The 23995-nt window shown below is 58.6% G+C and carries 21 protein-coding genes and 3 pseudogenes; 4 read left to right on the top strand and 20 right to left on the bottom strand.

The genetic code is table 11. The features are described 5' to 3' along the window. Positions 1-14 precede the first annotated feature (14 nt). The 3 genes from ACFORG_RS16210 to ACFORG_RS16200 form a co-directional block, all read right to left on the bottom strand. The gene (locus ACFORG_RS16210; protein ID WP_386736557.1) at positions 15-1109 is read right to left on the bottom strand and encodes an HlyD family secretion protein; all 1095 of its coding nucleotides are present in this window, start codon (positions 1107-1109) and stop codon (positions 15-17) included. Positions 1110-1148: 39 nt separating this feature from the next. Next, positions 1149-1409: a hypothetical protein gene (locus ACFORG_RS16205; RefSeq protein ID WP_386736556.1), complete on the bottom strand. Its 261-nt coding sequence runs from the start codon at positions 1407-1409 to the stop codon at positions 1149-1151. A gap of 98 nt (positions 1410-1507) precedes the next feature. Further along, positions 1508-4168 carry a LuxR C-terminal-related transcriptional regulator gene (locus tag ACFORG_RS16200; RefSeq protein WP_386736633.1) on the bottom strand — a complete coding sequence of 887 codons (2661 nt, stop codon included), beginning with the start codon at positions 4166-4168 and terminating at the stop codon, positions 1508-1510. 400 nt (positions 4169-4568) lie between these two features. Here ACFORG_RS16200 and ACFORG_RS16195 point away from each other — a divergent pair, with 400 nt between their 5' ends. Then, a complete protein-coding gene (locus ACFORG_RS16195) occupies positions 4569-4859 on the top strand; it encodes a sodium/glutamate symporter (RefSeq protein ID WP_386736555.1) in 291 nt (96 codons plus the stop codon). 107 nt (positions 4860-4966) lie between these two features. On the opposite strand, the pseudogene ACFORG_RS16190 reads toward ACFORG_RS16195, so the two are convergent. The 10 genes and pseudogenes from ACFORG_RS16190 to ACFORG_RS16145 all read right to left on the bottom strand — a co-directional run bounded on the left by ACFORG_RS16190 (position 4967) and on the right by ACFORG_RS16145 (position 15538). Continuing rightward, positions 4967-5670: pseudogene (locus ACFORG_RS16190) on the bottom strand (IS6 family transposase). 212 nt (positions 5671-5882) lie between these two features. Beyond that, a complete protein-coding gene (locus ACFORG_RS16185) occupies positions 5883-7544 on the bottom strand; it encodes an adenylate/guanylate cyclase domain-containing protein (RefSeq protein ID WP_386736554.1) in 1662 nt (553 codons plus the stop codon). A gap of 62 nt (positions 7545-7606) precedes the next feature. Next, a complete protein-coding gene (locus ACFORG_RS16180; RefSeq protein WP_386736553.1) occupies positions 7607-7927 on the bottom strand; it encodes a DUF3303 domain-containing protein in 321 nt (106 codons plus the stop codon). Between the two features lie 415 nt (positions 7928-8342). Continuing rightward, positions 8343-9428 carry a pyrroloquinoline quinone biosynthesis protein PqqE gene (pqqE, locus tag ACFORG_RS16175; RefSeq protein ID WP_386736552.1) on the bottom strand — a complete coding sequence of 362 codons (1086 nt, stop codon included), beginning with the start codon at positions 9426-9428 and terminating at the stop codon, positions 8343-8345. Further along, a complete protein-coding gene (gene pqqD, locus ACFORG_RS16170) occupies positions 9418-9654 on the bottom strand; it encodes a pyrroloquinoline quinone biosynthesis peptide chaperone PqqD (RefSeq protein WP_386736632.1) in 237 nt (78 codons plus the stop codon). Before pqqD ends, pqqE begins: the two co-directional genes overlap by 11 nt. Positions 9655-9689: 35 nt before the next feature. After that, entirely contained in the window at positions 9690-10433 is a 744-nt protein-coding gene (gene pqqC, locus ACFORG_RS16165) for a pyrroloquinoline-quinone synthase PqqC (RefSeq protein ID WP_386736551.1), read from the bottom strand. Next, positions 10430-11317, bottom strand: coding sequence for a pyrroloquinoline quinone biosynthesis protein PqqB (gene pqqB, locus ACFORG_RS16160; RefSeq protein WP_386736550.1), 888 nt, complete (start codon positions 11315-11317; stop codon positions 10430-10432). Before pqqB ends, pqqC begins: the two co-directional genes overlap by 4 nt. 14 nt (positions 11318-11331) lie before the next feature. After that, on the bottom strand, positions 11332-11439 hold the full coding sequence (gene pqqA, locus ACFORG_RS16155; RefSeq protein ID WP_386736549.1) for a pyrroloquinoline quinone precursor peptide PqqA: 108 nt from the start codon (positions 11437-11439) through the stop codon (positions 11332-11334). 236 nt (positions 11440-11675) lie between these two features. Then, complete coding sequence (locus tag ACFORG_RS16150; RefSeq protein WP_386736548.1) at positions 11676-13736, bottom strand: PQQ-dependent dehydrogenase, methanol/ethanol family; 2061 nt, start codon at positions 13734-13736, stop codon at positions 11676-11678. Positions 13737-13798: 62 nt separating this feature from the next. Next, positions 13799-15538, bottom strand: coding sequence for an AMP-binding protein (locus tag ACFORG_RS16145; RefSeq protein WP_386736547.1), 1740 nt, complete (start codon positions 15536-15538; stop codon positions 13799-13801). A gap of 741 nt (positions 15539-16279) precedes the next feature. Between ACFORG_RS16145 and ACFORG_RS16140 the strand changes: the two genes are divergently transcribed. After that, a complete protein-coding gene (locus tag ACFORG_RS16140) occupies positions 16280-16504 on the top strand; it encodes a hypothetical protein (RefSeq protein WP_386736546.1) in 225 nt (74 codons plus the stop codon). 242 nt (positions 16505-16746) lie between these two features. Here the strand turns inward: ACFORG_RS16140 and ACFORG_RS16135 are convergent. Further along, positions 16747-17066 (bottom strand): annotated as a pseudogene (locus tag ACFORG_RS16135) (DDE-type integrase/transposase/recombinase); the annotation flags it as partial. 265 nt (positions 17067-17331) lie between these two features. Between ACFORG_RS16135 and ACFORG_RS16130 the strand changes: the two are divergent. Together ACFORG_RS16130 and ACFORG_RS16125 are read left to right on the top strand one after the other, a co-directional pair. Next, a complete protein-coding gene (locus ACFORG_RS16130) occupies positions 17332-18216 on the top strand; it encodes a sulfotransferase (protein ID WP_386736545.1) in 885 nt (294 codons plus the stop codon). Between the two features lie 118 nt (positions 18217-18334). Next, positions 18335-18631, top strand: a complete 297-nt coding sequence (locus tag ACFORG_RS16125; RefSeq protein WP_386736544.1) for a hypothetical protein — start codon at positions 18335-18337, stop codon at positions 18629-18631. A 295-nt stretch (positions 18632-18926) separates the two neighbouring features. On the opposite strand, the pseudogene ACFORG_RS16120 reads toward ACFORG_RS16125, so the two are convergent. The 6 genes and pseudogenes from ACFORG_RS16120 to ACFORG_RS16095 all read right to left on the bottom strand — a co-directional run bounded on the left by ACFORG_RS16120 (position 18927) and on the right by ACFORG_RS16095 (position 23995). Then, positions 18927-19631: pseudogene (locus tag ACFORG_RS16120) on the bottom strand (IS6 family transposase). A 431-nt stretch (positions 19632-20062) separates the two neighbouring features. Next, positions 20063-20773 carry an arsenical resistance protein ArsH gene (gene arsH, locus ACFORG_RS16115; RefSeq protein ID WP_449284310.1) on the bottom strand — a complete coding sequence of 237 codons (711 nt, stop codon included), beginning with the start codon at positions 20771-20773 and terminating at the stop codon, positions 20063-20065. Continuing rightward, on the bottom strand, positions 20766-21188 hold the full coding sequence (locus ACFORG_RS16110; protein WP_386736542.1) for an arsenate reductase family protein: 423 nt from the start codon (positions 21186-21188) through the stop codon (positions 20766-20768). The genes arsH and ACFORG_RS16110 overlap by 8 nt, the downstream gene beginning before the upstream one ends. Further along, positions 21185-22363 (bottom strand): MalY/PatB family protein, encoded by a 1179-nt coding sequence (locus ACFORG_RS16105; RefSeq protein ID WP_386736541.1) that lies wholly within the window; start codon positions 22361-22363, stop codon positions 21185-21187. The genes ACFORG_RS16110 and ACFORG_RS16105 overlap by 4 nt, the downstream gene beginning before the upstream one ends. After that, positions 22356-23021 (bottom strand): aquaporin, encoded by a 666-nt coding sequence (locus ACFORG_RS16100; RefSeq protein ID WP_386736540.1) that lies wholly within the window; start codon positions 23019-23021, stop codon positions 22356-22358. The genes ACFORG_RS16105 and ACFORG_RS16100 overlap by 8 nt, the downstream gene beginning before the upstream one ends. After that, positions 23018-23995: a threonine ammonia-lyase gene (locus ACFORG_RS16095; RefSeq protein ID WP_386736539.1), complete on the bottom strand. Its 978-nt coding sequence runs from the start codon at positions 23993-23995 to the stop codon at positions 23018-23020. The genes ACFORG_RS16100 and ACFORG_RS16095 overlap by 4 nt, the downstream gene beginning before the upstream one ends.

Raw genomic sequence — 23995 nt, 5'->3', positions numbered from 1 at the left:
CTGCTCCTACATATTCAGCTCAGATATGAGGTGAGGCTGACGATCCGGATCCAGCCTTTCGCCAAGGCATTCCAGAACGCATTGTCGCCCGTGTACACGACCACCGTCGCCTGAGAGTTGAGCCGAACGCCCTGCTCTTCGACATTGGTGGACGGAGTGTAGTTGGTCGTTTCGATCACGACGGAGAACCGCTGCGGATCCCGCAACCAGCCCTTCGACTGCACTGCCGTCGGCAGATCGCCGAGGTTGATGGCCTTGCCGGTCGAGACACCCCAGGCGGTGTTCTTGACCTTCCCTTCGAAGACCTGCCCGGGAAAGGCATCGAATACGATCTCGACCTTGTTGCCCGGCACGACCCGGCCAAGGTTGTTTTCCGTCATGAAGGCCTCGATCCACTGATCCTCGATGGCGATCAGCGTCATGAGCGGCTCGCCCGCATTGGCGAAGGTGCCTTCATCGATCTTCAGCCCACCGACGATAGCGTTGGACGGTGCGACCAGCGTGGTGCGGGTGAGGTTCAGCTGTGCCTCGGCCAATTGCGCGACAGCGGCGCGGATGCGCGGATTGTCCTGGCCCTCGGCTCCCATTTCCTGCTCGGCACGTTCGAGCTCGGAATCTGCCGCAGCCACCGCGGCTTCAGCAGTCGCCACGGCTGCCCTTGCCTGATCCCCACGCGCTTCGGCATAAATTCCTTTGTCGACTAGCACGAGGATCCGGGAGGCTTGCGCATTGGCTTCCTCGAGCGCGGCTTGGGCCTGCGCGACGGCGGCCGTGGCCGTGGAAACAGACGCCGTACTTGCGCCCACGCTCTGACCGGCTGCCTCAAGCTCCGCTTCCGCCGCTGCGACGGCGTTCTCGAACCGGCTGGTTTCAATCTGAACCAGTGTTGAGCCCGCCTCGACCAGAGCATTCTTCTTTGCCGGAATCTCAGAGACATAGCCGGAGACATCCGGAACCACAGCGACAACGTAGGCCTGCACCGTCGCGTTGTTGGTGAAGGGCGTGATCCTGTCGCTCACAACATACCAGACGAAGATAAGGGCAATGATCACGACGACAATCGGCACGGTCCATCCCGGGCGTTGCGGCTCATGCAGGTCATGGCTCATGTGAGGCTCCTTTGCGTTCGCGCTTCGCCGGTGCGGACGTCAGCCAGGTTCAAGGCAGGTTGTGGAAATGATCGGCAGCTGCATCTCGAAGAGCGTGTTCATCACCCCGGCCAGTTCGGCCTGATCCTGAAGGCGTCCGACAAGAATGGTTTGGATCTGCCCGTGGCCGTCGATCGTTTCGCTAACCGACATGCCTGCCAGCGAGTTGCGAAGCGCTGGCGATATCGGGCCGGACACGACAATCTTGTAGGTGCCAGGCTCTTTCATCTTAATTTGCGCAAGTTTCGCCGGGCGTGGCATGGTCGCTCCTCCGGTTTCCTGCTAGAGCCACCCGACGGTATGAGATCCGCCTCCGCCGCACATGTACTGGCGGGATACATATTGGGGTACATGCCGGTTTAGCGCGTCAGTAAACCCATGCCTTGAGCCTTGGCCACCGCTTCTCGGCGCGAGTTGACAGACAGCTTCTCGTAGATGTTATGGGCATGCCGCTTCACGGTACCCGGCGAGATGAAGAGCCGATCTCCGATCTCGCTGTTGGTCAGACCGTCCGACAGGTGGCTCAGGATCTCAAGTTCACGCCGGGTGAGTGGGCCGCCATCCATATGCGCCGGCGTGTCCGCGCGGGGCATCTGCTTTTCGAACCGCCCGACAATTTCTCCTGCGAAGGCAATACGATCGTTGTCGAGGTTTGCCCTTCCCAAGAGCGGCAGGATAGCAGATCCAGCATCCAGAAAGGGGCGCAGAATGCGACTGGGGATCGCAAGGTCAATGGCCGCAAGAAGATCCGCGTCTGCCCTACCGACATGCCCCTGCGCCTCGTTCGCCAAAGCGCACATGACAAGGGCATCGATGAGCAAGCGCCGGTTACGGATCTTCTCGAGGAAGTGGCGCAGGCCCGTGATCTGCTCAACTGAACGTGCCGGGTCCCTGGAAATGGTCTTCAGCGCAATGCGTGCCGCGACGACTTGAGGCTGGAACGCCCTCACCATCAGGAGGGGTGGGCCCGCTTCGAAAGTCCTGTACCAGTCAAGTGCGGCCCCCATGCGACCCTGTTCGAGGTCCAGTTGCGCGCGCAGAGCTAGGGCCGACGCAACAAAGAGCTGATTGCCCTGGGCCTGCACCAGCCGCGCAAGATCCGATGCCACACTGTTGGCTGCCTCAACTTCTCCTAGCGCCTGCCGGCATTGCGCATACAGAATCGCGCAATGGGCATAGTTTTGCGTCGGATACGCTTGGGGCGCGTCGATGACCGGCGCCAGAAGGTCAAGAGCGTCCTGAGCACGGTCATGGTCGAAGTAGGCAAGCGCACCGAAGTATCGTCCGAAGGATTCTGCGAGCGGATCTTTGTACGTCGCCCCGGCCGCAATCATGTCGGCGGCGGCAGGATCAAGCCGGCGCGCATCGCCGGCATACCAATGCACGAAACACAGCCCTTGCAGATAGCGTGCCTCCGTTGCGCCGTGATCCGAATGCCCGGGCCGCAGCGCCTCCAGGAAAAACGCCTCCGCGGCGGCCGCGCCCTCGGTGTTAAGTAGCGCCCCGCCTTTCATGAGAGCCGCCGTGCTGCACACGCATTCGTACTCCCGCGGTACAAGGCGTTCCACCCGGTCACAGAGCTCGACGCATTGCTCGAAGTTCACGGTGTAAAGCTCAATGGCAGACTGCAACGCCGCGAGTTCGGCAGAGAGACTCTCTTTTTGCTCTTGCGGTAATCGGCTGGCATCCAGGGCGTCCTCCACCTGGCGGATATCGTCAAGGAGGTCGCCCAGACGGTACCATTTGTAGAGGTCGAGCCAACATCGCAACGTCAGCAGCTCTGCATCTTGCCGCGCGAAAGACGGCGGGAAGGCCGCGAGCCAGTTTTCCAGTCTGACCCATTGGTCGCGGTTCATTGCCTCTTGTCGTGCCTTTGCCACGAAGCCAGACCCGAGGTCGGGCGCTTCGATCGCCAAGGCGTGCGAAATCGCCTGCTCAACGAGGCCCGCCGATGCGAACCAGGTAGCGGCGGCGCGATGCAGCCCTTCCAAGGCCGCGTCTGCCACGGAGCGCTTTAGCTTCTGGAGCAACACAGAGCGAAACAGGTGATGAAAACGGAACCATTGCCCGTCCGTGTCGAGATGTACGACGAAAAGGCCGGATGCCAATAATTCCGCAAAAAACGCCTCGCCATTCCCTGGCGCCGCGTCGAGCCCTGCTGCCGTCCAAAGACTCTCGCACAGCCCGGCACTGAAGCGGTCGACAATCGAGAGGGGCAGGATCTTCTGCACGAAGTCCGGTGCCTGCTCCGCGAGCACTTGCTCCAGAAGATACTCACGCAGCGGCTCAGCCCTCGCGCCAGCAATGAGTTGGGAGGGATGTGTCCCAGCGAGCGAGGCAAGCAGTGTGAGCCGTATGCCGGCGGGCCATCCATCCAGACTGTCGCGCACTTCCTGCGCTGTCTCCGCCAAGACGTCTTTCAAGCCACCGCGTGCAAACAACTGGGAGACGTCCTCGGTGGAGAACTCAAGCTCGCGGGCGCGGACCTCCCTCATCTGGTTCCGCAACCTCAACAGAGCGAGGTCAAGCTTTGGATCACGCCGCGTCAGGATCTGGATGTGCAGCTTCGGGGACGGGTGTTCCAGAAGTTGCGCAACAAGCGATATGATCTCATCGGATTGCACGGTATGGAAATCATCCAGAACAAGCACAGAGCGCCGTTCGATGCGGTCGATGGCGGTCACAAAGAGCGTGCGCAGCAGGTTGGGGGGCAGGGAGGCGTCAGCGTTCAGCGCCTGCAGGATGTCACGCGAGACTCCCTCCTGGAGCGTCTCCAAGGCGCAGGCGAGGTATGTCGAGAACGCCGCAAGGGAATTGTCGGCCTCATCCAGCGAGAGCCACGCAAAGTTCTTGTCGCGCGTGGCACACCAGTAGGCGGTCAGAGAGCTCTTGCCGAAGCCGGCAGGGGCGGAGACAAGCGCCAGGGGGCAGTCAAACCCCTCGTCGAGGATCGAAAGGGCGTGCCGTCGCTCGACAAAATCGTCCGCGATCCGCGGCGCATGCAGCTTCGTGTGAAGCACCGGCAACGGAGTTCGCGACATCCAATCCCTTGTCATGATTACCCCATTCGCCCCACATCACGTCAACCCCGCGGCAAATCATGCCCGATCACATGCGATGCGCGCAAGGAATCAAGGTCGGACGCGGTGCGACTGCACGCGCCCTGATCGACCGGCGAACCGGGATTGCTCCCCTCGATCGGTGCTCGCGCGACGCGGATTATGATGCTGAGGTCGCAGCGCGTACCCGGAATAATGTCACCCGAGTACACGAGGCCACGAGGCGTTCATTGCTAACGTCAGCCGGTGCGATACGGCCACAGAAGGGAGCGGTATGGGTGCGCACCCGCCGTTTCAATGAGCGCCTGTTTTTCTGCGTCAGCATACCACCGATCGAGGGCTCCAGATGGACCCACAATCGATGATCGAGCCAATCGTCGTAGACAGTTTCGCAGCCTTTACGCCGGGCGTTGTCGTGTACTTCCTCGGCGCGCGCATGACCAAGCGCTACCCTGTGTTCCAGCGCTACAGCATACCCGAGCCCGTGAGCGGTGGACTAATCGCAGCTCTGGTCCACCTGTTCATCGTCTGTATTTCGGTGCGCGCAATACAGTACGATCTCGCCGTCCGGGATTTTCTTCTTGTCTACTTCTTCACGACGGTCCGTCTGAATGCCTGCATCGCCGACCTCGTCAAAGGCGGCCGATCCTGACCATTCTACTGGGGCTCACCATCACCTTCATGCTGAACCAGCATTTCGTGGGTGGGTGCTGCCAGACGAATTCCAACTCGTCTCGGCAATGACAGGATGGCTACCCATCATTCACCGCAAAGACCGCGCCATTCGGCCAGAGCGGCGGCGCGGTTCAACTTGAAATTCTGTCGGCTGTTGAGGCTACGCTCCGAATTGAAATGGTTGAAGACCGAGGCGTGGACGGAGGCGAATTCCTTAAGACTTCGCATCCGCCGAAAACGGAGCATCGCACGCTGTTGTCGTCTAAATGGGAGGTTCGAGTTCTCGACCCGGTTGTTTACCCACCTGCCCGCTTCCTGTCTGAAAGCAGCACCAGTCTTTTTCAGCGTAGCACCGTAGGACCGCAGCCGATCCGTAACGACAGCCTTGGGCTGACCGTGCTTGCGCATTGCTTTCTTGAGAAATTTCAACCCGGCCTTCTTTTCGCGGGTCTTCGTGACGTAGCTTTCCAAAACCTCTCCCTTATGATCGACCGCCCGCCAGAGGTAATGCCGCTCGCCGTTGATCTTCACGAACATCTCGTGCAGGTGCCAATGCCACCGGCTTGAGTTCATGCCTTCGATACGGTGCTTGCGGATCTCGGCGGCAAACATCGGGCCGAACCGATGCCACCAGAACCTGACTGCTTCATTGCTCACATCGATGCCCCTCTTGTGCAGAAGATCTTCGACGTTGCGGAGCGACAGGGGGAAACGAACAAACAACATAAGCGCCAAACGGATGATCTCGTCGTTCGTTTGGCATAACGAAATGGGTCAGGTTTGGGCATCCTCAGACGGTACGGAACCGCCCTGCCCGGCTCAAGCCAGTGTGCTCAGACGGCGCCAAGGTCAGCGGCTAGATGCACCGCACACACAGACCGGACACATGACCGCACACCGGAGCGATCGCTATCAGCCCAAACCACCCCTTTCGCAAACGGAGCCGTCCACACATGACAATGCCCTTGACCGGGACGGCCCCGTTATCGAAATTTGGACCCTAGCGCGAAACGGCCGCAGTTTCGACCGCTCTACAAATCTTCATCCAATCGTCCTCACTTTGAAACGGAAGCGGATTTGCAGCTTCCATTCGAAATTCTCGATCGGTATTGAGAACCGATTTTAAGGCGGTCGCCGCTGCATTCTGATCTCCCATTATTGCATGGCAGGCGACAAGCGCGATCAGGTTTGGCAGCAAACCCGGCGCCAGTTGGTCGGCCCGGCGAAACCATTCAGCGGCCTCTTCGTACCGATCTGTGGCGAGGCAACCATATCCGGCGATCCTGCAATAGAGGTGAACGAACGGATCGCCTGGCTCCAGATCGACCGCATGTTTTGCGCTGATTGCGCCTTCGGCTGGGTTGCCGGAGAAGACTTGGATCGCGCCAAGCATCCACCAGCCCATATTGTATTCTTCGTTCACAGCTAAAGCCTGACGAGCTGCAGCCTCGGCTTCGGCATATTGCCGGCGCCCGTAGAGCAACAATCCAGCACGCACGCTATGCAACATATCGGAACGGTTGTTCAGTCTGAGCGCTGTTTCAATGCGCTCCATGGCCAGGTTGAGAACCGGCTCTGGCGTCGCTTGCAGCGTGTAAAGTGGCTCTGCCAAGCCCAATCCCGCCGCCGCCATTGCAAGCGCCATGAAAGCGTTGGGGTCAAGTTCCAGAACTTGCTCAGAGATGATACCTGCACCGTTCCAGCCTTCGTAGGTGGGATTAAAGAAGCTTGCCCCGGCCAAAGCCATCAAATCGTCCTTGGACAGTTCATCAAGCGGCCTATCCCGCAGCCGTTCCGCGTCATGCGATGCAACCCGACGCCTGACATTCATCACGACTCCGGGCGCGAGCTTATCTGAAATTTTGAAAATGTCGTCTGTTGCGGTGTCAAACCGCTCCGTCCAGATTTCACGGTCGTTTTCCAGCTCTTTCAGCTGCGCCGCGACGCGGCATTTGTTGGATGCAAATCGTAAATTTCCACCGATTAGGTAATGCGCGTTTTCGCTATTTGCAGTGGTTTCCAAGCCGCTCAACCGAGCAAGGTGTCGTTTCACTTCCTGTGAAAACAGATCACCAGCATCCTCATCCGGGCCACCGCGTGACGAGAATTCCTCAACAAAGACCCTGGGTTTACCTGCCGACCGGGGCGATGGAAGGCGCTCAGGCCAAGACCACACGCGGATTTTTGACGCAATGTTCTTGAACTTGCGGGCCCCGTTATCGAAAAACACAGCGGCGTCTTCTGGCAACAGTCTGGTGTGCACTGCATCAGAAATCAGCACACCGTTCGGCGCGGCCATACCTTCAAGGCGCGCCGCAACGTTGACCGTGTCTCCGTAAACGTCGCCATCCAGGTAGAACAGAGCCCCATGATTGATCCCGATACGGAGGTGGAACTCATCGTTGCGTTCCACGACTACCGACTGGATGTACAATCCGCATCGCGCAGCGTCTGCACCGTTCGCGAATTCGGCCAGAGCGCCATCACCCATCGTTTTGAATACGCGCCCGCCATTCTTCGTGATCGCGGGCAACACTAATTCGTCAAAGAGCCTTCCAACTGCCTTCAGCGTACCGGTCTCGTCCGCGCCCATCAGCGCGCTGAAACCTACAACATCAAGCGCCAATATGGCGCCCCGACCATGTTCAATTCCGTCAACCATGCCCTCAAAACATCCAAGAGGCGCGCGGGCGCTGGTTACCTAAAGCACGCCCTGCAAAATCGCTATTGCGTTTTGCCTTCAAGACTGTCGCGCCAAGCGATTGCCTCTGCCTCAAGGCTGACTGCGTCCGCCACCTCCATAGCTTGGGAAATTTGAAATGATAGCCCCGGCAAAGCTGTTGTAAGTTTGTGGATCGGCGCAAGGTCATCAGTCTCAATAACCATTACACCGCCCCAATGCCCAGCATACACGAGAAATTCCCTTATCTTGATGGTCTCCGGGAAATGCCAGTGCTGAAACACACCGAGGATGCGTTTTTGCGCGGCCTCGTAGGCTTCGGGGCTTCCCATCGGGCGTTCTTGCCAGGTGACGACGTATATCACTCTTCTTCTCCCAACACGGCTCACGATGCGCGTTGGGATTAAAGCAGGCTTATGGCGAAAACTCAACCAAGCCCAGTCAACCGAAGCTTTCTAAGGAGGTTAGCTTCGATTTCTGCGTTGGTGAAGGATTTTCGATGCGGGCCGAGGGGCAACGTTTCTTGGTGGAGCTTCGTCAGCCCGCGTTGGAAATCCTTCACCATTGCTGCCCTCAACCGACTAGTCGAGATGCGGCGTGTTCCGCTTGCTTTTCGGACGTTCGCCACAGGTGCGGTTTTCGGCTCGGCGCGAGTATAAGAAAGCGAACGGCCCTCCCATCTCGTCCAAAGCAGAACAGGGGTGTTTTTTCCAGATCCTGCGGTCATTTTTGGATTTATGGAAACAAGACAGTCTGATGCTCCCGCCGATCAAAGCGCGCTCAACGGCGGTAGACAAAAGCGGGGGCCTCAACCCGCTGTGCTTCTGCCTCAACAAGGTCATCAAGAACGGCACGCCCTGCCGACTTAACGCACACAGGATCCGGTGCATTCGCATCCCCGAGGACCGCGAAGGCTTGGCACCTGCAGCCACCGAAATCTATGTCGCGTCGGTCGCATGTCTGACACAGGGGTGGCATCCAATCCGTTCCGCGATATGCGTTGAATGCTTCGCTATGATACCAGATGTCGGACAGTCGTTTCTCTGGCACACGTTCAAAACGCAATTTCGGGATCGTTGCTGCCGCATGGCAGGGTAGTACCGTGCCATCCGGCGCCACGTTCACTCCGGTCGTGCCCCAGCCATTCATACAGGCTTTGGGAAAATCCGAAAAATAGTCTGGTGGCACGAAGTCGATCACTAATTCCCCTCTTAGCGTTGGAATGGCCTCGGCGACAACCTGCTTGGCTCGATCCACCTGTGCGCGGGTCGGCTGCAGCGCGGCGCGATTTGTCAGCGCCCAACCCTGGAATTGGACACAGGCTATCTCGATCCGCCGTGCCCCCAGCCGCTGGGCCATCTCTATCGTTGCGGGCAAGTCGTCCAAGTTCTCCCGATGCATCACAGCGTTTAGCGTCAACGGGAAGCCGATTTCACGGATAACCTCAGCAACGTGCATCTTGCGATCAAAACCGCCTTTGTACCCGCCAATTCGGTCCGCCATCGCCGTGGTGACACCCTGAAGCGACAGTTGCACATGGTCGAGGCCAGCGTCTTCAAGCGCGCGCAAACGTTTCGGGTTGAGACCGATACCAGAGGTTATGAGGTTTGTATAAAGACCCGCCTCATTGGCTGCGGCAACAAGCTCCGTCAAATCCGAGCGCGAAGCTGGCTCACCGCCCGATAGATGCAGTTGCAGCACCCCAAGCGCGGCCGCCTGCGAAAAAACTCCTTTCCAGACATCGGTGGAGAGTTCGGCCGATTTGGCAAGAAGTTCTCTTGGGTTAGAGCAATAGGGACAGGCCAGCGGACACCGATGCGTCAGCTCCGCCAGCATCGCGATGGGTGGGTCGATCCTAGCGGACATGGACAAATCCCTTGTCTCGCAGATCTATCAGATATTCGATCACATCCGGTTCGATCACATCGGGCGGCGCATCATAGCGTTGCGCCAGTTCCTCGGAAATATCCGCAACACTTGCGACGCCGTCGAGCCGAGACAAGATCGAAAGTCCGACCGCATCCAGCATCAAGACCCGCTCAGGTCCGAGCAGCACATCAGCCGACCGCACTTTGTCTCTGTGGATGCGCACACCGCGCGGCAGAAAAGCGATGTCCTTGGCTGCAATCACAATAATCCCTCGCCAGGCTGCCAGGCGCCAGGTGGAATGCGTGCGGGCTCCACATACGCCAGCCAGATTGCATCAAGCTGCGCCCACAAAACATCTGTTTTGAAAATCAGCGCACGTGCCGCCATGTTCTGATCGGCCTGCGTCACAGCGTGATCAAGCACCCAGTTCAATCCGAACGCAACATCCTGCGGGGCCTCTTTCAAGCGATTTTGAAAGTACGACAGTGACTCGGTGTTGGCGAAATCGTAGTGCTGCAAAAGGCCCGCGATCCGATCTTTGTGTATTTTGGGCGCAAAGAGTTCCGTGAGCGATGCGGCCACCGCCGACAGCAGCGGTTCATCCCGCACAAATCGTACATACGCATCCACCGCGAAACGTGTTGCTGGCAAGATTCCTGTTTCAGAGGCCACGTAGTCTGGGTCGAGTCCGACAGCCTCCGCCAGTTTGAGCCAACGCGCGATCCCACCTTCTCCGGGTGCTCGCCCATCGTGATCCTCAATGCGAGATCGCCATGCGCGGCGCAAGTCAGGATCCGAAACGCGCGACATGAACGCGGCATCCTTCATCGGGATACGTGACTGATAGTAGTATCTGTTGATCACCCATGCCTGAACCTGATCTGGCGTGCAGCCACCGCTGTGTAACAGGTGATGAAACGGGTGCTTGTCGTGATAGCGATCTTCGCCGATTTGGCGCAGTCGCGCTTCGAACGTTTTGCGTGTCGGAGCGTGCTGGTTCACAGCCTTATCTCCATCCCGTCCGCCGCGATTTCCCAACCACGTGCCAGAACCTCAGCCCGTTCCGGCGCATCGGGTTGCAGGATCGGATTGGTGTTGTTGATGTGAATGAAGATCTTACGTGCGCCAAGTCCTTCGAAACTGGAGAGGCTCCCATGAGGCCCATTGAGCGGCACGTGGCCCATTCGCGCGCCGGTCTTTTGCCCGGTGCCGGTTTGCGCCATTTCATCATTGTTCCAGACCGTGCCATCAAAAAGCAGCACATCGACATCCTTCAGCCGGGTCAGGAGCCAACCGGGCACTGTGGCGCATCCGGGTATATAGGCCGCACGTCCGTCATCACTCTCTAACAACAGACCAACGGTTTGTTCGCCTAGCTCTTCCACGTTCACGGCATCGCCCTCTAGAAATAGCGCAACTTTGCCCGGAACGGCGAAAGGCGTGACGATGAGCCTTGGCAGCGGTTCGAATGCGGAGTCCAGTTCGATGCTGTGGGATCGCACAAGGTCAGGATCGAGCACCCGAAAAACAGAGTTATCCTCGACAATGTCGAGTCCGGCTTGTGTGGCATAAAGGTCAAACGCGGTCTTTTCCCGCAGCGTGAGCAGGCCCGCTATGTGGTCGATATCGCCATTCGTCAGAATGACGGCTGAAATGGGTGTCCCACGCAAAGCTGGTGGGTGCATTTTGCTCAGCCCCGCAAGCTGCACCCGAATATCCGGAGATGCATTCAACAAAACCCACGAAGACCCGTCCAAGCTTACCGCGACGGACGATTGTGTCATAGACGGGATCCGACCAGCGCGCGCGTCAGCGCAGTTGCGGCAACCGCAATTCCATTGGGGCAGACCACCTCCAGCGGCTGCCCCAAGAACCAGTATTTGCATTTGAAGTGTTTGGCTTAGATGAAATCGCGTTCGGCACCGCGATCGTCATCTTCGCCAGGCCCGTACATGTTGATTTCCATCCCGCACTTGATCTCACGTGCCTTTGGTTTGGTCCATGCCATCACTTTCGATCCTCCTTTGTAACTGCATTCGAAGCTATGCCTGCAGCTTGGCAAACGCTATCCCACTTTGGGTGTCGTGTTTAGCGCCATGTTTTCGGTTTCCCATCAAACTGATGTGAAAGGCATGCCTTTCGTAACAGTTTCACCCAAGACGGCGTTCTTTTTCCCATCTACCCGTTCGGCGTAGTTCCGATGGCCAATCCATGCCGGAACAGCCATCGGGAAAGCTTGTCAGTCTATTGCGCTGCAGCCCGCACGGCATCTGCCGTGCCCTGAATAAACGCAAGGATGTTTTCAACATCCGTGTCGGTCAGGTGGGTATCGAACCGCGGCATCCCGTTGTGGATGCCCGCGCCTTCAAGCACCCAGGCATTGGCATTGGTCAATGCCTCCGGAGTGGAGTAACCCAGGTTTGGGATCGCGCCTCCGTTGTTGACCCCTGGCACGCCGTGGCAAAAGAGACAGTTGGACACGTAGCTTGCCACGCCTGCTTCGATATTGGCTGGATCGTACGGCACGCCCGCAACCAATTCTGTCCGGTCCGCCAGCTGGAAGTTCGGCATCTCCGCTGTGCCGCCCACACGAAAAGTGAATACGCGGCCAGGTCCTACTCGTTCAGTTGCGCGTTGCATCAGGCCGTAAACACCGCCCCAGCCCACGGCAATGGTGACATATTGGACGCCGTCTTTTTCCCACGTACTGGGTGCGGCCACGACGCCTGAAGTTACGGGCGTCTGCCACAGCGTTTCACCCGTGGTCGCATCATAGGCAATGAACCGGCCATCGGCAGTTCCCTGGAACACCAGATTTCCTGCCGTCGTCAGGGTGCCTCCGTTCCAGGGGGAGACATATTCGGCGCGCCACGCTTCGCGTTGGTTGACAGGATCCCACGCCAGCAGGTGACCAAACGGTGTGGCTTCTGGCGCTACGACATTGAAAAGATAGCCAAGATTCCAGCCCATGCCCGACATGGTCGACATCGGTTGATGCGAGTTCAAAGACCAACTCGGATCCCTCGACTGAACAAGCGGTACGCCTTGTGCGGGAATGTAGACCAGCCCAGTGTCGGGATTAAAGCTCATAGGATGCCAGTTATGCGCGCCATAGGCCGATGGCACCGTTTCGAACGGTTCATCCTTGGACCGCGCCGCAGGGTTTTCAATCGGCCGCCCATTTTCGTCATAGGCGGTCGCCCAGGTCGTTTCGACAAATGGCTCTGCCGAGATAAAACTGCCATCGGTCCGGTCAATCACATAAAAGAACCCGTTCTTGGGCGCCTGCATCAGGACTTGACGCATCTCACCCTCAATCTCGAGATCAGCGAGGATGATATGCTGTGTCGAGGTGTAATCCCACGTGTCGCCAGGTGTATTCTGATAGTGCCAGACATATTCCCCTGTGTCGGGATTCAGCGCGACAATGGACGCCAGAAACAGGTTGTCTCCACCTGCCGGGCTGCGCAGATGCCGGTTCCAGGGCGAGCCATTGCCCGTCCCGATATAGAGCAGGTTGAGGTCGGGATCGTAAGCCATTGCGTCCCAAACTGTCCCGCCGCCGCCGGCCTCCCAGTAGTTTGCAGATGGATCCCATGTTTCGGCGGCCATCTCCATGGCTTCATTCTCGAAGGGTTCATTTGGATCGCCTGGAACCGTGTACCAGCGCCAAGCTTCGTCACCGGTTGCGGTGTCGTAGGCGGTGATGTAGCCCCGCACCCCGTATTCGGCGCCGCCATTACCAATGATCACCTTACCGTTGATAATCCGCGGTGCGCCGGTAACGGTATAGGACATCTCGCGGTTCTCGATGGTGTCAACTTTCCACACTCGCTCCCCGGTCGCAGCGTCAATCGCGTGCAGGTAACCGTCGAAAGCCCCGACGTATACTTTGCCATCATAAATCGCGACACCGCGGTTCCCCACGTCGCAGCAACCTTTAGAAGCAAATTCGCCCGGCACTTCGGGGTCGTAAACCCAGAGTGGCTCACCAGTGACGGCATCAAGCGCATGCACAATCGACCACGACGCAGAAACGTACATCACTCCGTCCACGACAATCGGGGTTGCTTCAACGCCGCGGCGCGACTGCAGATCATAAGACCACTCCAGACCAAGCTCGCCCACGTTATCGGCGGTGATCGAGGCGAGCTGGGAAAAACGTGTCTCGGCATAGTTCAGGCCGTAGTTCAGCCAGTTCCGATCATGGCTGTCATTTTCGATGATGGCAGCGGTGTCGATGGGCCCGACGGCGGCCCTGATCTCATCTTGGGTAATGGTTTGCGCATGTGTGGTGCTGGCCATCGCAGCTATCGCTAGCGCGCAGTATATTCGCATTTTGTTAGTCCTCCCTATTGTTGATTTTCTTAGGCCGTCCTTTCAATGGTCAGGCCAAGTTCTTCGATCATGGCGTCTCGCATCAGAAATTTCTGAGGTTTGCCCGTTACCGTCATCGGCAGCTCAGGCTTGAACCTGACCAGCTTGGGCACTTTGTAATGCGCGATACTGCCCCGATAGAAACCGCGCACCTCCTCCTCGGTCAGAACCACACCGGGCTTTGGCATGATCCACGTGGCGACAATCTCACCGAACTTGGCGTCCGGAACGCCAAAGACTTGCACCTGACTGACACCCGGATGTGTGTAGAGAAACTCTTCTACCTCCCGGGGTGAAATATTCTCACCACCACGGATGATCATGTCCTTAACGCGGCCAGTTATGTTGCAATACCCATCCTCATCAAGGCGGGCCAGATCTCCCGTGTGCATCCAGCCCTCGGCATCGATTGCCTCAGCGGTCTTTTCGGGATCATCCCAATAACCCTGCATCACAGAATAGCCGCGGGTCTGCAGTTCTCCTTCCGCTCCGACAGGTACGACTGCGCCTTTTTCATCAACAATCCGAACTTCCAGGTGCGGCTGCACCCGACCCACGGACGACACACGCTTGTTAAGCGGTGTGTCGATACTGGACTGGAATGATACAGGGCTCGTTTCGGTCATGCCGTAGGCGATGGTAACTTCGGACATGTTCATGTCCTTCTGCACCTTCTTCATGACTTCGATGGGGCAAGGCGACCCGGCCATGATACCCGTGCGCAGATGGCTCAGATTGAACGTGTCAAACTCTGGATGCTCCAGCATGGCTACGAACATCGTCGGCACCCCATAAAGCGACGTGCACTTTTCATCGGCGACCGCGCGCAGAGTGCTTTCTGGATCGAACCCCTCGCCGGGCACAACCATAACGGCGCCTTTGGTAACACATCCCAAAGTGCCCATCACCATGCCAAAACAGTGATAGAACGGCACCGGTATGCAAAGCAGGTCAGCTTCGGTCAGCGCCATGGCAGAGGTTACAAAGTTCGCGTTATTGACAATGTTCCGGTGCGTCAGCGTTGCCCCTTTCGGCAGCCCCGTCGTACCGGACGTGAATTGGATGTTGATCGCGTCATCCGGCTCAAGCGTCGCGCCGATCGTATCGAGCTTTGAGGTGGGCGTTTGCGCCCCCCGTGCAGAAATATCGGCGAAGGTAAAGCAGCCAGGATGCGGCTCGTCACTGCAAACAATGACGGATTGTAGAGCTGGCAGATCACCCGCCTGTAGTGAGCCGGGTTCCGCATCCGCAAGCTCAGGTGCCACTTCGCGCATCATCGCGACGTAGTCCGAGCTATTGAAGCGCTCTACGAGGATCAATGCTTTGCACCCGGTCTTTCGCAAAGCGAACTCAAGTTCGAAAACTTGATAAGCCGGATTGATATTGACAAGGATTGCGCCGATCCGTGCCGTCGCGAATTGCGTCAGCACCCATTCGGGCCTGTTAGGCGACCAAATTCCGACGCGATCCCCTTTTGCGATACCGATTTCGAGAAGTCCGCCTGCCAAATCGTCGACGCGGCTAGCAAACTCTCCCCATGACCAACGCATGCCGTTTGAAGCGAAAACGACAGCATCGGCCTCTGGTCGTTTCGACACGCAGTCTGCCAGCAACTCTGGGATCGTGAGATCGAGCAGTGGTAGATCTCTTGAACCGGCAACGTGCGCCGCGTCGCCCCGAGGCGTTTGGCCCAAGTCAGTCCGGGTACTAGCAGCATCGGTCTGTGCCACGCTGTCCTCCCTAGCTTATTGCCCCTTTGCTACGGCTATTTTCTGGTCAACAACGATAATGTCCGTCGATCCCCGAAATCTAGGACTTTTGCGCCACCCGATGCATCGCTTTGCTGTGATAGCCGCGCAGCGTCACCCCAAACCGCCGGCGAAAGCCTTTGTTGAGGTTCAACAGATCCCGAAAACCGGCCCGAAAGGCCAATGTCGCGATACTTCCCTTCGCATTTGGTAATCCTCGAAACCCTCCGACGCGAGTTCAAATCCTAGCAGAAAATCGTCCTCATCCCTAATGAGCATCGCCTGCTTCGGATCTAACCAGACCGCCTGACGGTCGACACCGATGTTACCAGAAGGCAAAGCGCGCCGTGCCACAGACCCTCTTGTCTGATCGAGGCGTGCGCCTGGTCTTCAGGCCGGCCCGACCACAAAAGACCCGCCAACGCGCCCCGCTCGACCCGCATGCCTGGCTGGCGGGCGAGATAGGCAAGCATCGACTGTCCCCTCCGATATAGGCCGACCCGCGGACCACTGGGGCTTTCGAGTCGCAGCGGGCCACCGAGATGGAGTGTCTATGCGCCCAGCATTTTAGTCGACAGGATGCTCAGTAAGTCTATCGCGCCGCACATCTTACGCAGATTTTTCCGAAACGTACACGCTTCGCATCTTTGTTGCTGACGCCACTCTTGCGGAGGGCCTGCAAACCGACCTCATCGAAGTGGTCTCAGTTGAGGAGACCGACAGATGACCGTAGCAAGCCTCATAAACCCGATCCTGCCGATCTTTCGTGGCATTGGCCGCTCCCGCAGGCGCAACCCGGCGCCGAGAGGTTCTCTTCCGCGCTGGACGGACGATCCGCAGCTTCGCGCGCAATTCCTGAAGGATGCCGGCCTGACGCCAGGGGACCCGTCCGGTCAATCGACTTGGGACCCGAAGCGACCGTTCTTAATGCAGAACAACACCTGGTAGGCCCCACGCTATTGACGCGGACTGCGCAACGCTGGCCCTCCACGCTCGATGTTCCAAGGCCGGGCTAAAGGTAGGGGGTCCGCTGCGGCCGCAAGTCCGTTCGGTGACGCAAGTCGTCGTAGGCATCGAGATGGACGTCGCGATCATTGTCGCGATGTCTTCCAGCTCGATCATGCGCGCCCGGGGTGCTGCCAGAGCAATTCCAAATAGTTTCAGCAAGGGCAGGATGGCTGTCCATTACTCAGCGCAGCTTTCTTGTCCCGCGCCTTCTTGACGAAGCTCTCCAGAACCTCGCCCTCATGATCGGCTGCCCGCCCGAGGTAATGTTGCTCGCCTTTGATCTTCACGAACATTTCGCCGAGAAGTCACCTCGTCCGGCTGGATCGCATACCCTGAATGCGACGCTTGCGGATCTCGGACACAAAAATCGGCCCGAATTCTGAGCCACCGATATCGCACGGCTTCATGGCTCACATTGATGCCCCGTTCGTGAAGCAGATCTTCCACGGTCTGCAACGAATGCAGGAACTGGATGTGCAGCATCACCGCGACGCTGGATGATTTCGGGGCTGGTCTTGAAATAGCGAACCCGGGATCGTCCGGTAAAATCCGGACGCTACGGAACCGCCCTGCCCGCCTCAAGCTGGTTTCTTATGACAATACCCTCCCAACCGGCCCAGATGATTTTTTCGACCAAAGAATGCTACTCTGAAGAGCCGCATCACGTCTGCGGCGTGCTTGAGGCCTTTCCGGGCATCTGTCAGGATCTATGACAGTGTATCGGCCTGGTGACGGTCTTTGTGCCAGAATGTTTGCTGTGAGGACATGTGACATCTGAAATCACCAAACTTCAAAAATACGACGCGCTAGACGGCAGGACTTTTTTGATCTGCGTCGGTGCGATGAAATGCGCGACGACCTGGCTCTATCATTATCTCGCAAGCCTTGAAGGCGTCGTGGTTTCACCGGTCAAAGAGTTGCACTTCTTCAGCGCGAAATTCCCGGCCCACGCACTGAGCGACATGGATGCCCTAGCGATGCACCGGTTGGGGCACCACATCGCCCAAGAGGGTGATGCTGTTGAGAACCTCATGTGGCACCCGACTTTCCGCGCCAGCGTCGATCGCGTTCAGATGATCTACGACGACGATGCCTATTTTGGGCACTTTGCGCGTCTTTGTACGTCAGAGACCAAGACACTGTGCGACATCACGCCGGCCTACTCGACCATTGGTCCGGATGGATTTGTTTACATGCGAGACTTCTGTGCTTCTCAGGAGATGCGCGTAAAGATCCTTTTCGTAATGCGCGACCCAGTCGACCGGCTCTGGTCGCAGCTGCGCCACATAACCCAGACCAATCCCGAAGCAGAACTTACCAAGAGATGGGCCGAGGCGCTTCAGATGCCGAAGATCATGGTGCGTTCCGATTACCGATACATAGTGCAAGATATTGATGAGGTCTTCCCGCACGAGGATGTGCTGTACCTGTTCTACGAAGACCTGTTCGAAGAATCCACCTTGCGGCAACTGTGTGCATTTGCCGATGCTGCATATGTTCCTGGCAATGTAGATACCGTGCACCACCGAACGGAGCTGAGGGTTGAACTGCCGGGCGACGCTCGCGACGCATTCCGCCGTGCACTTTCAGCGGAGTACCGGTTCGCCCGAGAGAGGTTCGGCGACCGGATACCGTCCGCGTGGCTGCCTTAGCGACAAGTACCCATTCTCGACAGATGGCCTGCCTTTTGGTACTATCTGTCTCGGTGTTGGAAACTATCTCTCAATCCGACACAAGGTGTAGAAGCACTTTTTCGAAAAGGGGGATGACATGCCGGAAGATACCAGATTTGGGTTTTTCAGGTTCCGGACCGACGATTTCCAGTTCTCCATTGGTCGCAGATTAACTGATGATGGCATTCAAGGAGGTTTGCAGATACAGACCGAAGACTTCCAATTGACACTCCAACGCACCCTGGCGGAGGACAGTCGCTCGGGATTGTTTGAGCTTAAGGCCGAAAACTTCAGTTTCCGAAGAAGCTGGGATAGGGACATTCGTGACGAGAATTCGAACGACCCTCAGGACCAAGTCTTTGTCGAAGACTTCAGTTTGTTCGACCTAGGCTAGCGTAGGGTGCTGCCATGTGTGGACGGCTCCGTTTGCGCAAGGGTTGATTTGATTTGAGAATGATCATTTCGGGGTGCGGTCATGTGTCCGGCCTGTTTACGCGGTGCATCTGACCGCTGGCCCTGATGAAGTCCGCATGCCGGGTCCCAATCAGACTATCGAGTTGTTATGCCCTGGCAGCACCTCGGGGTGTCCCGACAGCGGTCCGTTTGGTCTTCATCACTCTCTTCTGCCCTTGCATCGGAGGTGTCAGACAGATTCTAACCAGTCTCAGTTTCCCACGAACCTCAGGAACTTAGGCGGCGCAAAGCTGACGCCACTCGGCAAGAGCGGCGGCTCGGTTCAACTTGAAATTCTGTCGACTGGTGAGGCTGCGCTCCGAGTTGAAATGGTTGAAGACCGAGGCGTGGACGGAAGCAAATTTCTGCAAACTTCGCATGCGCCGAAAGCGTTGCATTGCCCGCTCTCGTCGTCGAAACGGCAGGTGCGAATTCTCGGCCCTGTTGTTCCGCCAGCGACCCGTTTCCTGCCTGTGGACATTGCCGATGTCTTTCATCGCCGCACCGTAGGATCTCAACTGATCAGTCACCAGGACACGAGGTCGACCTTGGCGTTTCATTGATTTTCTGAGGGATTTCAGAGCCGCCCTCTTGTCGCGGGTCTTCGTCACGAAGCTCTCGAGGACCTCGCCCTCGTGATCAACGGCTCGCCAGAGGTAGTGTCTCTCGCCGTTGATCTTCACGAACATCTCGTCGAGATGCCATCGCCACTGGCTCGACCGCATACCCTCGATCCGACGTTTCCGGATCTCGGCTGCAAACATCGGGCCGAACCGGTGTCACCAGAACCGGACCGCCTCGTGGCTGACGTCGATCCCACGTTCGTGCAGCAGGTCTTCGACATTCCGAAGCGACAGCGGGAAGCGGACCTACATCATCACGGCGAGACGGATAATCTCACGCGACGTCTTGAAGTACTTGAATGGGCACGGTCGGGTCATGGGAAGACGCTACAGAGGCCGCTGCCCCGCCTCAAGCCGGGTTTGTCTGACAAGACCGGCTATCGGGCTCGAACCCGCCCGCTGAACCCGCGGTGACCAGATGCGCGTCTCGGCCTACCTCAAGGCGAACGGCTGGGAGCGGTACCGACGGCGCGACGAAGGCGGACGCGAGGCGCCGCGGGAGTGGCGGTATCGAAGGGGGGCAGGATAGATCCCAACGGACGCAGGACCCGGTTCGCGACGGGCGTTCGACCATACGACCAGATGCCAAGGAGCGGAAGACGGACGTTCGACGGGCACAAAAACGGCCGCATGGTTTGACGACGGAGATGGACCAGTGTTTTTCCTTGTCGAAACAACCGCCCGGGGTCAAGTTGCGGACCTTGCGGTCGTCTGGCGGCGCTCGATTTCACGGCTTTTGGAAGGATCTCCTATGTCGCCGTTCGATTCACACGGGCGATCAGTACTTCTCCGGTTTCCTTTCTCTCACTGTATCGATCAACAAGGTACGGCGCGATATCGCGGGTAAGCAGCGTGAACTTGACCAATTCTTCCATCACATCGACCATGCGGTCGTAATAGGGCGAGGGCTTCATGCGGTCGTCATCACCGAACTGCTGAAACGCCTTCGGAACCGAGGATTGGTTGGGAATGGTCAGACAGCGCATCCAACGACCCAGAATCCGTAGCTGATTGATAGCATTGAAGCTTTGTGACCCGCCGCATACCTGCATGACCGCCAGGGTCTTGCCCTGAGTTGGTCGAACGGCTCCCAGAGACAACGGGATCCAGTCGATTTGCGCCTTCATGATCCCGGTCATCGCACCATGCCGTTCGGGCGAGCACCAAACCATACCCTCGCTCCAGGTCACAAGATCTCGTAGCTTCTGGACCTTTGGGTGGTCGGCTTCAACATCGTCGGGCAAAGGCAAGCCAGAGGGATTGAAGGTATGTGTTTCCGCGCCAAGGCGGTGCAGCACGCGCGCCGCCTCTTCGGTCATCAGCCGGCTGAAAGAGCGCTTTCTCAAAGAACCGTAAAGCAAAAGGATCCGCGGCGGGTGGGATGCGTGTCCGTCAGGAAACAGACGCGCCGTGTCCGGCGCCTGAAAATGCTCTTCGGACAATTGCGGCGTATCAGTCAACGCGGTCTCCATTTTTGTTTAGGATCATCTGGCCGTCCTCTTTGTAGAGCGGCCCGGGAGGCATGGTCTCGAGCAGGTCGGGGACGGTTTCAGAGGGCCGGCAAAGCCGCACGCCTTTCGGGCTGCACACGATCGGCCTGTTGACCAGCACAGGATACTCGATCATCGCATCGAAAACGGCTTCCTCGGATACTGTCTCGTCCAGCAGTCCAAGCGCCTCGGCTGGTGACTTCGTGATCCGCAGCGCATTGCGCGGCGTGAGATCAGCCGCTGCAAATAGGCCAAGCAGTTGCGGTCGCGTCCAGCCGGTGTGCAAGTATTCGATCACCACAGGCTCCACGCCAGACGCCCGGATGATCGAAAGGACATTGCGCGACGTGCCGCAGTCGGAGTTGTGGTGAATGACGATGGTCATGAGCCGGCCCTCGTTGCTAAGGCCAGACGGTCCAGCGCCTTTGCCAGACGCGCGCGCGGGCAGGCCATGTTCAAACGGCCAAAGCCTGCGCCTTGCGGACCAAACGCGATCCCACGGGTGATGGCCCAGCCAGCTTGCCTTCTGAGAAACGCGGTCAGATCGTCGGATTCGAGCCCGAGACCGCGGAAGTCGATCCAGAGGAGGAATGTGCCCTCAGGTTCGATCAGGGTGATCCCTGGGACGTCAGCGAGGCGGCGGCGAACAAGATCGAGGTTGCCCCGCAGATACACCATCACCGCGTCGAGCCAGGAGGCGCCCTCGGCATAGGCGGTCTGCATGGCGACCGAGGCGAAGGCGTTGTTCTTGTTGACCGTCAGCCGGCTATTCTCGGCCTCGAGCGCCCGTCTTCCGGTGTCGTCCGGAACCACTGTGAACGCAGAGCAGCAGGCGGCGATGTTGAAGCTTTTCGCCGGGGACAGGCAGGTGACCGAGTTGAGGGCATCCTCTGCCGAAAGCGTTGCGAATGGCGTGTAGGGGTGACCCGGAAAGGTGATGCTACCGTGGATTTCATCGGTCACCACCAGCACACCATGGAGGCGGCAGATCGCGCCCACGCGTGCGAGTTCCTCGGCGGTCCAGACCCGCCCCACCGGGTTGTGCGGATTGCACAGGAAGATCATTCGGGTCTTCGGGTCGCGCGCGGCGTGGTCCAGCCCGTTGAAATCCATCTCGTATTGGCCATCCCTCAGGATTAGAGGGTTCTCGACCATTCGCCGCCCGTTCTCCGCGATGATGTCAGCGAAATCGAAGAACACCGGCGGCTGCACGATGATGCCGTCGCCGGGTTCCGTGAACGCGTTGGCAGCCATTGCCAACGCGTTCAGGACGTTTGGCGCACGCAGGATATGGGACGGATCGACCTTCCATCCGTGCCTATTCTCCAGCCAGCCCGTGAGCTCAGGGATCAACCCGTCGGGGACCGTCTCGTAGCCATAGACGCCATGCGCGGCCCGTGCAGCGATCGCATCGGTGATGCACGGGGCGACACGGAAATCCATGTCGGCCACGCCCGCAGGAAACAGGTCCATGCCATCCGCGCCCAGCACGATGCGGTGATGCTTGAGCGCCGGAACCACCCGGCGGTCGATCTCCCCGTCGAAATCGAACTCAGCCATCCTCACCATCCTCCAGCATCCAGCGGAAGAACCACGTTGCAAGAACAGCCGCGATCAGCTGCACCGCTATGAAGGCGACCACGTCGGTTGGGGCGATCCCGGCGAAAGTGTTCGAGAAACATCGTGCGATGGTCACCGCCGGATTAGCGAAAGACGTTGAATACGTGAACCAATAGGCCGCCGTAATGTAGAGGCCCACCGCCATGGGCACCGCCTGCGGTTTCGCCTTGAGGCACGCGAGGATGGTGCCGATCAGCCCGGAGGTCGCAACGAACTCTCCGGCCCACTGCCCGATCCCGGTTCGCGTGGTCGTCGAGGGGTCGATCAGGGGACGTTCGAACATCACATGCGCGGCGAGAACACCGACGATACCACCGAATACCTGAGCAACGACATAAAGCCCCGCATCGCGCGGGGCGATTTCGCGCCGCATCACAAAGCTGAGGGTCACAGCAGGGTTAAAATGCGCTCCCGAAATCGGACCAAAGACGGTGATCAACACGACAAGAATTGCGCCTGTCGGGAAGGTATTTCCCAGCAGTGCGACAGCCACGTTCCCGCCTGCGAGCCGCTCGGCTGTGATGCCCGACCCGACCACCGTCGCGAGCAGAGAAAACGTGCCAAGCCATTCGGCCATCAACCGTCGATCCAGCGTCATTCCTCGTTCTCCAGAAGCGCCGCAAAACGCACAGGATCGATATTGCCGCCGGTGATGACCGTCGCGACAGTGCGTCCGGCGATGGGCACTTGGCCGCTCAGGATCGCCGCAATACCGACCGCGGCCCCAGGTTCCGTGACGATCCGAAAATGGTCGTAGGCGAACCGCATCGCCTGGCGGACCTCTGCATCAGTGGCCGTGACCCCACCCGCCAGTAGATCGCGATTGATCGAAAAGGTCAGCTCGCCCGGGATCGGCGTCATGATGGCATCGCAGATGGTTCGGCGGCCCTTCGGGTTGGCGACGCGACGCCCTTCCTTAAGCGACCTGCTTGTGTCGTCGAACAGCGCCGGCTCTGCCGCAAAAACCTGCGTTGCGGGTGCAGCCTCAGCCATCAGCGCGGCGGTTGCCGCCGTCAGCCCGCCGCCCCCGCATGGCACCAGAACCGCGTCGAGCGGCCCGCCTGCATCTTCCAACACCTCGAGCGCCGCTGTACCCGCGCCGGCCAGGACCTCAGGATGTGCGCTTGGAGGCACCTCGATCCGGCCGGTCTCGGCCATGATGCGGGCGACCACATCCGCGCTGTTTTCCGTGTCGCGGTCGTAGGGGACGATCTCGGCACCCACGCCCCGAACGGCCGCCATCTTGGCCTCGGGCGCGTCCGAAGGCATCACGATCACCGCCGAGGATCCGAGGATCTGAGCCGCACGCGCGAGCCCCAGCGCATGGTTGCCCGATGAATATGTCACCGCGCCGCGCCCCCGTTCCTCGGCTGTGAGACCGAGCATCCGGTGATAGGCGCCACGGATCTTGAAGGCGCCCGTGCGCTGGAGGTTCTCAGCCTTCAGCAGCAATCGGCCACCGAGCAAGGCGTTCACATCCGGGTTTTCCAGCAGGGGCGATCGGATAACCACACCTTCGAGCGCGGAGGCCGCGGCACGTATGTCGTCGATGGAAACCGCATAGCTCTTCAT

This window comes from Lutimaribacter marinistellae, assembly GCF_042648365.1.
GTDB classification, from domain to species: Bacteria; Pseudomonadota; Alphaproteobacteria; order Rhodobacterales; family Rhodobacteraceae; genus Lutimaribacter_A; species Lutimaribacter_A marinistellae.
This window is presented reverse-complemented; position numbering and strand designations above follow the sequence as displayed.